The following is a 12,683-nucleotide window of genomic DNA, read 5'->3' on the forward strand; positions in this document are numbered from 1 at the left end:
TAGACGACTGGTTATTTAATCGTAATGCTAATTCTGTTAATTTCTTCTGGTGGCATCACTTCTACAAGTATGCATACAGAATCCCTTGCTTGATTCACCTCGAATAGTCCTTCTTCATCAAGCTTTTTCATGGCTAACTCCATTGCTGCTAGCCGTAATGTAAGTTCTTGCTGCCAATTGCTCGATGATATCGATCGTTGACATACCTTCTCTTTAATGAATTAGAGAAGCTCTTAAATTGCTAACCCCATTTTCTAAATATCCTTTGAGGCATGTTAATGTATAGACCCACCCCTCTTTTTGGCCCATCATTTTTGTCACAATTTCTGGGTCATGTGCATTTAACCCTGATTCTACAACAGTAATAATTGTTTCACTTTGTGATTCTTCAAAAGTGATGGTAACCATCGTCACTTCACCATGCTCTTCTCCCCAAACAAACACAATTTTTCTATTCACCTCCATTTCAAGCACGGTGATCACACCCTCTGCACGATATTCCTCATATTTAAGCGTAATTCTTTTACCTTCTCCCCATCTTTCAGAACTGCTAGAAAACCAATAATGCCCGATTTCAGTAGGGGAAATAATGGCTTCAAATACTTTATGGGCTGGTTGACTGATTTTTAGTTTCGTCGTCACATCCGTATTTATCATCGTTCATCATCCTTTTTCATATTATCTATCTACACCTTCGCCGAAATTTTCCATTAACCTTCCTTCCTAATAAAAATTCACTAAAAAAGGTGCGATTCTCCTAAGAGAATCACACCTTTTCCACTTAAAATATCTTTTTATTATGAACAGTAAACTGAATATCTGCTACATTGTCGATAAAATTTTTATCATGTGTGACAAAGATTATTGTTCCCTCATAAGCAGCTATAAATTGTTCAAGTGCTTCAAGGGCTTGAATATCTAAGAAATTAGTTGGTTCATCCAACAGCAGAATATTATAATTTCCTAAAAACAGCTGACAAAGCTGAAGACGTATGGCCTCACCACCACTAAGTGTGGTAATTTTCTTTTGTAGATCAGTGCCAGCAAACTGCATGGAATGAAGTACGCTTCGTAATAAACTTTCATCATATTCAGAGCGATTCTTTAAAAATTGTAGCACTGTTTCCTCATCAGCAAACTGGTAGCCCATCTGATGAAAATAACCTATTTTAGCCTTTGGAGAAATAGTTATTCCCTCACCATTATTGGCTATATGTTTTAGTAATGTACTTTTACCACTACCATTGTTACCCGTAAGCGCAATTTTTTTACTTAACGGGATTTGGAAACTGACCTCGTGTAATAGCACCTTATCTTGAGCATATAAAGTGAATCGATCTGCCATAATGGGATACTTATTATGCAATGCCAATGCTTTTGATTGCCGAAAAACAATTTTTCTTTCTTCCTGCACCGCTTCTACTTTTTGAAGCTTCCCTATCCGATGTTCGATAGCTTTTGCTGCACGCTGTACGGCTTTTTGACTTGTGCCTTTGGACTTTGTCATAAACATACGATTAGGTTTAGCGTTAGCCTCTCTTTTAGACATATTGCCTGCCTGAGCAATTTTTTCAGCTTTTTTCATTTTTTCATCTACAGCTTTTTCAAGTCGGTTCTTTTCTTTCAAATATTGGTCATGAGCTTGATTTTGTTGATCTTGCTCTAATTGCTTTTGCATGACATAATCGCTGTAATTGCCTGAGTAGATCGTTACCTTACCACCATCTACCTCCCATATCGTTGTAACCAGCTCATCTAGTACAGCACGATCATGGCTGATGAGCACGAGTGCCCCATAATAATAACGTAATTCATCTAATAAAAAGGAGATTCCGAGTTGATCCAAATGTGTTGTCGGCTCATCAATAAGCAAAGCTTCCTCATAAGAAGTAAATAATTGAGCTAGCTTTAATCTTGTTTGCTCTCCACCACTTAATCCTTCAGAATACTTAGGTACTGCTAATTTCCCTAATAACTGTGGATCTGCCTCTATTAACGTTGGTGCCTCCATCTGTTCAAAATATCCGAAATGAACATGTCTTTTCAATTTCCCACTTACCGGTTGTTGCTTGCCAGCAAGTAACTTCATCAACGTACTTTTACCTGCACCATTTTTACCAACGATACCTATCCGGTCAAATTGATGCACAGCTAATTTTTCAATATTTAAAAGTTCTTTATCTAAATAAGTAACGACTACATTCTCTAACTCAAAGCAAACCTTTTCCATATTACTACCTCCCGAAATTGATCATTCCGTATCGATAGCGATGGTATCGATACGAGCTTTTAATCAAAGCTCGTATCAAAAGAATAATAGACTATACATTTCACTTTCCTCCCTACACTCAATAAAAAAACACAGACAATTTGCCTGTGATGTAAAGTAAAAGAGATTTATTGTAAGACAAGCGTCTCTTTTTCTCATGATGATGAAGATGATTAAAAAAGGACAGACTATCCCATTTACTCTGGTGCCACAAAACAGAGTTTGGCCCTATTCAGTTATTGGTTCAATATTGGGAAACGTAGTCTCATAGCATGTGTCATTTTTTAATAACCCTCCTAGCGGTGTTACGACTATTATAAATTCTGGCTATAATATGTCAAGTTTCCAAAGTTCTCTCTAAAGACACACTAATTACTGTCGATATATCACAAATGAACATTCCAAAAAGTATATCATTTGGTGAAAACCTGATATAGTATGGAATTTAAGAAAAAATAAAATTTGATTTGGTGGTGTTATGTGAATGAAGAAATACGTTATCGATATTTTAATGATTATGCTTGGATCACTGCTTTTTGCCCTAGCAGTTAACTTATTTGTTATTCCAAATGATTTAGGTGAAGGTGGGGTAACAGGCTTAACGATTATTGCTTATTATCTGTTCGGATGGTCGCCAAGTATTGTCAGTTTTGCTATGAATGCAGCTTTACTTATCGTTGGTTATAAATTTTTAAATAGACAAACAACAATTTATACAATCATTGCGGTCTCATTCCACTCTTTATTTTTACATTTAACAGAAACATGGTCTATTTCTTCAGACGAGATTATCGTCAATACAATTTTTGGTGGCGTATTTGCAGGAGTCGGTATTGGCTTGATTATCAGAGTTGGTGGTACAACAGCAGGTTCTACAATTTTAGCGAGAATCACGAACAAATATCTTGGATGGAGTATTAGCTATGGACTTTTATTCTTTGATTTAATTGTTGCTTTTTCATCTTATTTTATCATTGGTGCGGAGGCATTAATGCTAACAATTGTTATGCTGTATGTTGGTACAAAGGTAATGGAGTTTGTTATTGAAGGGGTTAACCCTAAAAAGGCAGTTACCATTATCTCTAAAAAACCTGAAGACATTGCTGGACAGGTTACTGCTTATATGAATCGTGGGGTAACTGTTCTATCAGGTCATGGTTATTATACAAAGGAACAAAAGGAAATCCTGTATATTGTTATTAGTAAGCAAGAAGTTGTAAAGCTTAAAAAAATTGTCAAAGAAGTAGACAAGGACGCCTTTATTGCCATTCATGATGTAAGGGACGTTTTCGGAGAAGGCTTTATTGAATTAGCAAAATCATAAAACAGTCAAAACACCTTTTGTAGGTAACAACAAAAGGTGTTTTATGTTGTTGAAAAAAGATTCATGTCACTAGCAGAAAAAAGATCTTTTGGCAAAGCGAGGGGGATTTTCCTTACGCCAGCGTCCTTTCCAGGCGGCGTCCGATGAGCCGCTTAATCCCCTAGGAATGACGCTGGCTCCATTCCAATCAACCATGTGCAAAAGTGTCTTTTCCTTATCTTTCATCCTAACAGTAACGATCTAAGGACTCATTAGCAGTAGCTTGCAACGGATATCCATTTTCACCTTTCACAAAAATTCTATTGGTGGTTTTATTTTTCTATTTACCTATTTCTATCCATCTGTAAAGAGCTTTCGATAATGCTGTCTAATAGTGCTGAATAGCTGATCCCCGCAGCAAGGGCACTTTTTGGTAGGAGGCTATTTTGCGTCATGCCAGGCAATGTATTAACCTCTAACACATAAGGAACGCCATCTTTAATTAACATATCTACTCTTGCATAGACAGTGCATCTTAAAGCCTTGTAACTAATCATCGCAGCCTTTGCCACTCGGTCATGAATTGCAAGTGGTAGTTCCACAGGTTCCTCTACTGTAGAAGCATCATCATATTTTGCCTGATAGTCAAAAAATACTGCTGTATGTTTGATTGACAGGACTGGCAATAGCTGTTCATTGAGTATTGGACATGTAATTTCGTCACCAATCAAATACTGCTCAATAATGCTTTCGTTATCCCACTTAAATACCTCTGTAATCGCAGCCAATAAGGCACTCCGATCATGGACAATTTGAACACCCACACTAGAGCCACCAGCATTTGGCTTAACTACAAGTGGATAACCCATAAGCTCTATATCCTGTAAGGGCAACTCCTCTCCCTTTATGAGGTGCACCCAATCTGGAGTTGCGACACCTTCATATCGAAGGATTTTTTTAGCCATAGTTTTATCCATGCACAAACTACTTGCTAGAAGACCGCTTCCTGTATAAGGAATACCTAACGTTTCTAGCACCCCCTGAATCGTACCATCTTCCCCAAACTTACCGTGAAGTGCTAACAAAGCCACATCAATATCACCCACCTTGGCAATTACCTCTTTGTTGTCATCTAATGTGATGGCCACAACTTCGTATTTTTGCTTATCTAATTGAGCGACCATTTCCTTACCTGTCATGATGGAAACCTGCTTTTCAGAGGAAGTACCACCCATAATTACGCCAACCTTCATTTTTTCAACTCCTCATAACGTTTGTCAATGTATCACCAATGATTTGAATACCTCGAACAATATCGTCATCTGCTAACCTAGAAAAACCTAAACGAAATGTATTACTACCTCTCCCATTTGTATAAAATACATCGCCTGGATAAAATACCACGCCCTTGTCATAGCACTTCTCAAGCAACAAACGTGCATCTACATCCTCTTTTAGTTCTATAAAAAGGTGAAGTCCCCCATCCCCTGTTATCCTGCTAAAGGGAAGGTATTGCATACAGGCTTGACGGGCAAGCTCATATTTTTTCTTGTAAACAAATCTTGCTTTCTTTAAATATTTTTCAAAGTAACCATCCTGTAAATATTGATATAACACTGCCTGATCCAGTGTTGATGTATGTATTGTTCGAGCTCTTTTCATACTTTCCAAGCTATCAATTAACTCCCTATCTGCTAAAATCCAGCCAACTCGTAAGCCAGGGAAAAGTATTTTAGAAAAGCTACCAATATAGACAATGTTATTACCTGTTCCACTAAAAGCGATTAGGGGTGCCAAATGCGAGCTTGAATACCTTAATTCCTCATTAAAACCATCTTCTACAATGGGTATTTGATATTGGGAAAAAAGCTGAAAAATAGTACTCCTTTTCTCGGAGGAAGTGACAATTCCTGTTGGATTATGATAGGACGGGATAAGGTAGGCAAAATCAAAATCCTGATCTGCTAACGTTTTTTCCACCTGTTCCATGTCAATCCCGTCATCTTGCATATCGATGCCATGGACATCTAGCCCATGCAAACGGAAAAGCTTCAATGCTGCATGATGTGTAGGATTTTCACATAGTACACGCCCTGATTTTTTAGCTAATGAGGACAATAAAATATCTAGACCTTCTGTAAAACCATTTGTAATTAAAATATCCTTATTCGAAATGTCCACACCTTTCATCTCCATATAGCTAAGAAGATGGTCAATTAAGGGCTTATACCCCTTGGCATAGCCATAGTTCAAGACAATATCTCCTTCAATGGACATCCTTGTGAGAAATGCCCTTTTGAAATTTTCCACATCAAAAAGCTTTTCTTCTGGAGCTATACTAGTAAATGAAATCATGCCTTTTTCCCAGTGTATATCTTGTCGTATTAAATCAATTTCATCAGCTAATAAAGTTGTTTCATTCAGTCTTTGTTTCCAATCTATTTCAATAGAAGAAGTATTCAATGTAGTAACCTTTCCGATAAAATGCCCTTTTCCTTTCACTGCATAGATGATGCCATCTAGCTCTAATTCGGCATATGCGTTCAGCACCGTGTTTCTACTGACCGCTAATAACTTACTAAGTTCACGGGTAGATGGAAGCTTTTGATGTTCCAACAGATGCCCCTTGACAATCATGTCTTGAACATAATCCTTCAATTGTACATAAACTGGTCGTTCATCCATAAGCTTAAAATCACTAAACACTTCCTAACCCCCTTGCTTCATTTTTGCATAAACCCTGATAACCAAAAAGGTCCACACATTATGTAATTTCCTGTTAGAGTGGTTGCTCTTCTTTCTATCATATTTCAACATGGTCATAAGCATAAAAAGAAAACTCCTCTTTTAAGAAATATATCACTAAAAGAGGAGTTTTATTATTATTTTAAAATATTATTAAGACCGTTTTCCTTTTTATCAGGACATACTAAAGACACCACAACTCCAACAATTAAGCAAATAAAGAATGTCGCTGTCTTGGCTGACACAACAGCCTCCATAGGTGACAGGGACCATACAATCGCACTAATAAAACCGACAATAATTGTAGCAATGACCCCAATGCCTGAAACACGTTTCCAGAAAAAGATTAAAAGGATCACAACCGAAAATGTATTGCCAATCCCTGCCCATGCAAAGGATACTAAGCTATAAATCACAGAACCTGATTTGAGTGAAATCATAATACCCACAATCCCACTAATAACAGCTACTAGACGAGAAAGGTGAACTAATTTTTTGCTAGAAATATTCCAACGTAATGTTTTATGAATGATGTCCTCACTTATCGATGTTGTGATGACTAACAATTGAGACGAAGCCGTTGACATAATAGCTGCTAAAATACCAGCCACAATAATTCCTGCAACCCAAGGTGGTAAAATTTCAAATATCATATGCGGTAATATCATTTCAGGATCTTCAATAGAACCTTGCTTATACAAAGTGGACGCGAAAATGGCAGATAAAAAGGCACCCACATAGACAATTAATGTCCAAATAATCGCCATATTACGGCCAGTAATTCGCTCTTTTTCAGTCGTAATAGCCATAAAGCGAGAGCTCAATTGAGGTTGCCCCCCAAGCCAGCCAAAGAACCATGATAGATTTGTAAATAACATTGCCCCTAAGGCAAGTCCATTTAAGCCTCCAACCCAACTATCCGCACCATTGCCCATTTGAGCTAGCTCTGTTGAAATGCTTAAACCTTGATGTTGAATTTCCATATAAGCTGCAATTGGTACAATAACGAATGAGATAAGCATTAAAAAACTTTGGATTGTATCTGTCCAAACAACAGACATAAATCCTCCCATACATGAATAGGCAATTATTATTGTTCCAATAATAATTGTTCCCCATGTGATGTTGAGTCCTGAGAATGAATAAATCGTTTTACCCATCCCGGAAAATTGAGCTGCTAAATAGCAAACAAAGAATAACACCAATACTGCAGAAGCTAACCAACGAATTATATCTGCGTGCTTTGGAAATTTAACAGCAATATAATCTGTTAGGCTATTCACCTTATATTTTTGTTGCTCTGTCATAAAGCGCTTTGATAAAAATAGCCATGACACAACAACGCCTAAAAGCATGCCAGATAAAATCCAAATGCCAGATAGCCCAGCCACATAAATAAAGCCAATTGCCCCTAAAAACATATAGGCGGATTCACCCGTTGCACGCTCTGAAAAGGCTAACGCCCAGCCCGGTAGTTTATTTCCCCCTAGAAAGTAATCATTATGTGATAAATCTTTTTTACTGAAGTAAATCCCTACTCCTAGCATAGCGAGTAAATAGACAAATATTTCAACATAAACAATTGTATGCATATACCCAAAGTCCTCCATCTGATTAATCTAAACAATCCCAATTGGTTTTATCAGATAATAGTTCGGGTTTTTTTAATTGTCAATAACTAATTTTGTAAAAAGGAGGCAAAGTATTTCGATATTTCTACAAACTTCAAAGCTCCTGGAGAAAGATGAATACTGTGTTTATGTGCAATTCCAACCTGTCTAATATATGCTTGATAAAATTTTTTTCTAATCAGGTTACTTGGTGCATGTAGTAAAAGGGAGTTGGGTACAACAGAAATGCCTAAATTTTCATTGACCATTGTCAAAATGACTTGGTCTACTGATAATTCATAGACTACATTGGGATGTATTTTATGTTTAGCTAAGATCCTTGATACATCTCGATCAATCGTACGTTTAGGCATAATCCAGCGTTCATCCTGCAATTGCTCTAGAGAGAGCATCTCTTCCTTCGCTAATGGATGCTCCTGTGCCATAATGCAAACAAGCTCATCATTAAAAATCGCATCGAATACAAGATGTTTAGAATTTGGTTGCACTAAAAAACCGATGTCTACAACGCCATTATGAAGCCATTCTTCGATTTGATCATAATCTCCCTCCATCAAATGTATTTTTAGGTCTGGATGATGCTGTTCGAAATACGCTAAAACCTTTGGTAATAACACCAAGGAAACACTTGGTAGAATACCAACCGATAACGTCCCCCCAATGAGATTTTTTAAATTTGCTACAGAGGTTTCAAGCTGCTGGTGTTGCTGCAATATTTTTGAGATGTGTTCGTAAACAATTCTCCCCTCACTCGTTAAAACAATATGATTGCGGTTTCGAATAATTAGAGAAAGCCCTAATTCTGCCTCTAAATTACTAATCGTATGACTGATGGCAGACTGTGTGAGATTGAGCTTTAAGCCTGTTTCTGTAAAATTTCCTGTATCGATAAGTGTGTGGAAAGCAATATATTGCGCTAATGTAGCCATGCTATTCTGCCCCTTTATGATTTTTTTTCATATTCGATTGTGTAAATATTCATTTGATTTAAATTACTAGCCACCTCTATAATAAAAATAAAATCCAAGTAAATCAATATGATTTGTTAATGAGGGGGCTCATAAAATGGCAGAGGAAAAATTAATGATGAAGGCTTTATCTATGGACATAATTACAGCAAAAATGTTTACAGAATTACATCTCTCCATTACAGAGCAGTATGGAGAGCATGGTCGGAAATTAGTACAAAAAGGTTTAGAGGCGTTTGGTTTAAAGGATGCTGAAGCAATGGCTAAAAAGGCAACAGCAGAAGGCGAAAATCATTCTTTCTTTGAATATTTACCATCAAGTGTCGAAGGTGAAGAGAAATTTGCTGATTTAACAACGTTTGCTCGATTTTCTAAAATGTTTGCACAGATTGCCAAGCCAGTTGTAGACGAATATGGAGAAGCTGGTGAACAAGTGATTATGCGGGCAGTAGAACGTTTTGGCCTTAAGCGAGGCCAAGGAATTGCTCAACGTGCTCGCTCAAACGGCCTAGAAAATTCCGTGGAGCATTATTTAACTAACTATGATATGGGTCGTAGTGATTTGTTTGAAATCGAAACCGTTTATAAAGAAAATGAGGTTGAACAAACGTTTACTCATTGCCCATTAGGTCAACAATGGGCAGATGACGATATGGGTAAATACGGCATTTTATATTGTAAAGTCATCGACCCTTCTATTGCTAAAGGGTACAATAAAAGCCTAGAGGTGGTACATGATCAATTTGTTTTACGTGAAGGACAGTGCCACTTCCAATTCCAAATGAAAGAGTGATGTCATGATTAACGGAGTTAGGCTCGTACAGCATCTTCAAGACTTAAGTCAAATTGGTCGCAATGAAAAGACAGGTGGCATTAACCGCTTCTCGTTCACACCAGAAGAAAAGCAGGCCATTGAGTTAGTCACAACTTATATGGAACAAGCAGGAATGAATGTCACAATCGATGCAGTTGGAAACCTTATTGGTACATATGGTGAAGGAAATGAAACCATTATGCTAGGTTCTCACATCGATACAGTACCAGAGGGCGGCAAATATGATGGAGCATTAGGGGTGCTAGCAGCAATTGAAGTGGTACATACTATGCATGAGCAACAGTTGCTACCCTCTAAAAAAATTCAAGTTGTCGCTTTTAAAGATGAGGAAGGCACGAGATTTGGCTTTGGGCTCCTTGGCAGTAGTGCAATGGCTGGTCTTTTAACAGAGGAGCAATTACAGCATACAGATGAAGCTGGCATTGCTATTGAAAAAGCCATGAAGGATTTCCATTTATCACCTTATCCTTTAACACAAGTGCATCGCAATGACATAAAAGCTTATTTAGAAATGCATATCGAGCAAGGAAAAGTGTTAGAAAATGAAGACCTACCAGTCGGTGTTGTCACAGGTATTGCAGCCCCATTATGGCTAGAGGTAACCGTAACGGGTGTCAGTGAACATGCTGGTGCTACACCTATGCCGATTCGTCAGGATGCTCTAACTGCAGCAAGCGAAATGATTTTAGCTATTGAGCAACTATTAAACAATACAACAGATTCCGTTGCAACGGTTGGTAAGCTAACGGTCTCTCCAAATGGAACAAACGTTATACCAGGTAAAGTCACGTTCTCGATTGATCTTCGTGATATTGACGAAAATAAAGTAAGTGCATTAGAACAAGAAATTATGCAACAACTTCAACAAATTGCTGAACGAAGACATGTTACATTGACTTCAAAAGTATTGCAGCGTATTAAACCAGCAAAAACGGATGCCATGCTACAACAGCAACTCACTACAAGTATTGAAAAGCAAGGTATACGACCTTATTCTCTCATAAGCGGTGCTGGGCATGATGCAATGAATATAGCTGAAATTGCACCGATTGGAATGCTATTCGTCCGCTCAAAGGATGGTATTAGTCACAATCCCTTAGAATACAGTTCAGATGAGGATATTGTTGTAGCAACTAATATTTTTTATGATACTGTTGTGGAACTTGCTAGATAGACTACTATATTATAGAAGAAAGCCATTCTCTATATTGTGAACTGCCCCGTAAAAGTTAGACATCAATCTAACTTTTACGGGGGTTTTTTTATGGCAAAAGTAAATGTTGAACAACGTATTCAAGCAGTTCAACGATATTTAAATGGAAATGAAACTTTGATCGAAATTGCGAAAGATATCGGTGTGACAGCTCAGATTGTCAGTGAATGGGTTCGCCGTTATCAAAAAAATGGCGTAGAGACTTTCTTAAAGTCCTATACAAACTATTCAGCTGACTATAAAATGAATGTACTTAATTATATGAACGAGACAGGTACATCTTCGAGAGACACAGCTGCACTATTCAATATTTCATCTCCTGGCATGATTCGGAATTGGAAGTTGAAGTTTGAAGTTGGTGGTTATGATGCCCTTGTTTCTAAGAAAAAGGGGCATCCATCTATGAAAAAAGAGACAAAAAGAACAACGAAATCAACACCAGCTGAAGGATCTGTTGAGGCGTTAGAAGCACGAATTAAACAATTAGAAATGGAGAATGCGTACTTAAAAAAGTTGAATACTTTAGTTCAAATGCAAGAAAAATTACCAATCAAATCAAAGCGCAAGTAATTTATGAACTAAAGGAAATCTATGAAGTAGTGGAATTAATCAAAGTCGCTGATATTCCACGTAGTACGTATTATTACTGGGAAAAGCGTTTGAATCGTCATGATAAATACGCTGATGTGAAAGTCGCAATTCAGTCCATTTATCATGAACATAAGGGACGTTATGGTTATCGTCGGATCACCAAAGAACTAAAAAAATTTGGTATTCATCACGATCCAAAAACGATTAACTGCTTGATGAATGCCATTGGCATAAAGTGTGAAGTCCGCATGAAGAAATATCGTTCGTATAAAGGTAACGTCGGAAAAATTGCCCCAAACATATTACAACGCGATTTTACAGCGGAAAAAATGAACGAGAAATGGGTAACAGACGTGACAGAGTTCCATCTATTTGGTGAGAAACGCTATTTATCACCCGTCCTTGATCTATGTAATGGCGAAATCATTGCATACACGGTAATGAAGCGTCCAGTGTATAAACTAGTCCATAATATGTTAGAACAAGCATTGGAGCGCCTCGAATCAAGTGATCAAGTCATTCTTCATTCAGATCAAGGTTGGCATTATCAAATGAAAAAGTATCAACAAACATTAAAGCAACATGGAATTACGCAGAGTATGTCCCGTAAGGGTAATTGTTTGGACAACGCAGTCATCGAAAATTTCTTTGGCTTATTAAAATCTGAACTCCTGTATCTACAAGAATTTGAATCCATGGCACATTTTGAACAGGAACTCAACGACTATATTTACTACTACAATCACAAACGAATGAAAGAAAAATTAAAAGACCTAAGCCCGGTGGAGTACCGAACTCAGGTCTTAGCAGTTGCTTAACTAAATATGTCTAACTTTTTTGGGTCAGTTCATTGTTGAGAATGGCTTTTTTAATATTTTTCATAGCCTTCATTTTTATCTTGAGTAATCATCTTTTAAATGAAAGGCTATTTTTTCAGGGTATATGTTAGACGATCACCTTGAAATGATAGGTAAGCTGTTCCTTCAAAGTTCCATATTCATTGACCGCTTGAGCAAATAAGCTTGGATATCCCCTGCTTGAACTTTCTCTACTATAGCTTTTATATCTGCGCCCATATTCTTATTGGATTTAGTTGGTATAGTCACAAGTTTCCTCCTCTCTATCTGT

13 protein-coding genes are annotated in these 12,683 nt (G+C 37.3%); 4 read left to right on the plus strand and 9 right to left on the minus strand.

Annotated elements, in window-relative coordinates:
- Nucleotides 1-11 precede the first annotated feature (11 nt).
- From LCP48_RS22145 to LCP48_RS23560, 4 genes are all read right to left on the minus strand, one after another.
- On the minus strand, nucleotides 12-131 hold the full coding sequence (locus LCP48_RS22145; protein WP_004231564.1) for a DUF4303 domain-containing protein: 120 nt from the start codon (nucleotides 129-131) through the stop codon (nucleotides 12-14).
- 82 nt (nucleotides 132-213) lie between these two features.
- On the minus strand, nucleotides 214-657 hold the full coding sequence (locus LCP48_RS22150) for an SRPBCC family protein (RefSeq protein ID WP_004231563.1): 444 nt from the start codon (nucleotides 655-657) through the stop codon (nucleotides 214-216).
- A gap of 124 nt (nucleotides 658-781) precedes the next feature.
- Nucleotides 782-2,230, minus strand: coding sequence for an Msr family ABC-F type ribosomal protection protein (locus tag LCP48_RS22155; protein WP_004231562.1), 1,449 nt, complete (start codon nucleotides 2,228-2,230; stop codon nucleotides 782-784).
- 275 nt (nucleotides 2,231-2,505) lie between these two features.
- Nucleotides 2,506-2,550 carry an erythromycin resistance leader peptide gene (locus LCP48_RS23560; RefSeq protein WP_115364072.1) on the minus strand — a complete coding sequence of 15 codons (45 nt, stop codon included), beginning with the start codon at nucleotides 2,548-2,550 and terminating at the stop codon, nucleotides 2,506-2,508.
- A gap of 203 nt (nucleotides 2,551-2,753) precedes the next feature.
- Here LCP48_RS23560 and LCP48_RS22165 point away from each other — a divergent pair, with 203 nt between their 5' ends.
- Nucleotides 2,754-3,593 carry a YitT family protein gene (locus LCP48_RS22165; RefSeq protein ID WP_004231561.1) on the plus strand — a complete coding sequence of 280 codons (840 nt, stop codon included), beginning with the start codon at nucleotides 2,754-2,756 and terminating at the stop codon, nucleotides 3,591-3,593.
- A gap of 323 nt (nucleotides 3,594-3,916) precedes the next feature.
- Here the strand turns inward: LCP48_RS22165 and LCP48_RS22170 are convergent, their stop codons facing one another.
- From LCP48_RS22170 to LCP48_RS22185, 4 genes are all read right to left on the minus strand, one after another.
- Nucleotides 3,917-4,825 carry a D-alanine--D-alanine ligase gene (locus tag LCP48_RS22170; RefSeq protein ID WP_004231560.1) on the minus strand — a complete coding sequence of 303 codons (909 nt, stop codon included), beginning with the start codon at nucleotides 4,823-4,825 and terminating at the stop codon, nucleotides 3,917-3,919.
- A gap of 4 nt (nucleotides 4,826-4,829) precedes the next feature.
- Complete coding sequence (gene pdxR, locus LCP48_RS22175; protein WP_004231557.1) at nucleotides 4,830-6,278, minus strand: MocR-like pyridoxine biosynthesis transcription factor PdxR; 1,449 nt, start codon at nucleotides 6,276-6,278, stop codon at nucleotides 4,830-4,832.
- 176 nt (nucleotides 6,279-6,454) lie between these two features.
- Entirely contained in the window at nucleotides 6,455-7,909 is a 1,455-nt protein-coding gene (locus LCP48_RS22180; RefSeq protein WP_225340526.1) for a sodium/proline symporter, read from the minus strand.
- Nucleotides 7,910-7,995: 86 nt separating this feature from the next.
- Nucleotides 7,996-8,877, minus strand: a complete 882-nt coding sequence (locus LCP48_RS22185) for a LysR family transcriptional regulator (RefSeq protein ID WP_004231551.1) — start codon at nucleotides 8,875-8,877, stop codon at nucleotides 7,996-7,998.
- Between the two features lie 136 nt (nucleotides 8,878-9,013).
- On the opposite strand from LCP48_RS22185, the gene LCP48_RS22190 reads away from it, so the two are divergent.
- From LCP48_RS22190 to LCP48_RS22200, 3 genes are all read left to right on the plus strand, one after another.
- Nucleotides 9,014-9,709, plus strand: a complete 696-nt coding sequence (locus LCP48_RS22190; RefSeq protein ID WP_004231549.1) for an L-2-amino-thiazoline-4-carboxylic acid hydrolase — start codon at nucleotides 9,014-9,016, stop codon at nucleotides 9,707-9,709.
- 4 nt (nucleotides 9,710-9,713) lie between these two features.
- Entirely contained in the window at nucleotides 9,714-10,925 is a 1,212-nt protein-coding gene (locus LCP48_RS22195; protein ID WP_004231547.1) for a Zn-dependent hydrolase, read from the plus strand.
- Nucleotides 10,926-11,015: 90 nt separating this feature from the next.
- Nucleotides 11,016-12,373, plus strand: a protein-coding gene (locus tag LCP48_RS22200; protein WP_085986378.1) for an IS3 family transposase whose coding sequence is annotated in 2 segments (ribosomal slippage) — nucleotides 11,016-11,469 and nucleotides 11,469-12,373 — 1,359 coding nt in all. Because the reading frame shifts where the segments join, the coding sequence is not laid out codon by codon here.
- Between the two features lie 165 nt (nucleotides 12,374-12,538).
- Here LCP48_RS22200 and LCP48_RS23410 read toward each other — a convergent pair.
- Nucleotides 12,539-12,661 carry a hypothetical protein gene (locus LCP48_RS23410; RefSeq protein ID WP_004225270.1) on the minus strand — a complete coding sequence of 41 codons (123 nt, stop codon included), beginning with the start codon at nucleotides 12,659-12,661 and terminating at the stop codon, nucleotides 12,539-12,541.
- Nucleotides 12,662-12,683: the final 22 nt, after the last annotated feature.

The organism is Lysinibacillus capsici (genome assembly GCF_020217405.1).
In the GTDB taxonomy this organism is placed as follows: Bacteria; Bacillota; Bacilli; order Bacillales_A; family Planococcaceae; genus Lysinibacillus; species Lysinibacillus capsici.